The sequence below is a fragment of the Citrobacter sp. VF227 genome, assembly GCF_052950715.1.
In genome coordinates this window covers 1-514 of record NZ_JBRFVF010000263.1, presented here as the reverse complement: position 1 = coordinate 514, position 514 = coordinate 1, and the positions used below count along the sequence as shown (strand labels likewise).

The window sequence follows — 514 nt, the reverse complement described above, 5'->3', positions numbered from 1 at the left end:
GTATCGTGTCGCCGGCGATCCGACGATTGCGCGACTCAGCTACATCTTCCGGAAGAAGGCCGACGTCGCTGGAATTCCGCAGTCGAGCGACGACTTCGAATTTGTCGTGTTCGGCGGCGGCGAGGAGTCCCGGCCGGTGCCCAGCAAGGTTCGACGCCGGATCGCAATCGACGTGCTCGACGCGTTGCGCGATGCCGAAGGGCATCTCGGCACATGGAGAGGTTCGCCACTGCGCCCCCTTCTTGAGGACGCTATTTCGAGCGTGACCCGCGAGGATCTCGCCGCGGTCGCGGCCGATCTCGACAAGGCCACGAAGACGCTGGAGGCGTTTCCGACGATCAAGGTGCTGGAGAACGAGCTGCGCGCCGTCATCCTTCATCTCTCCGGCGAAGCGCATGATATCGATCCACGTCTGGGATTCGCGCCGTCCGACCCGCTGCGACTGTTCCGGGCGATCGCGATGTTCATCGACGGCGGCAAGCGCGGCATCGCGGAGGCGAGTCTTGGATCAGCC

The 514-nt window shown here is 64.4% G+C and carries 1 pseudogene; it reads left to right on the top strand.

Annotated elements, in window-relative coordinates:
• A pseudogene (locus ACU8YC_RS26230) lies at positions 1-514 on the top strand (ATP-dependent endonuclease); the annotation flags it as partial.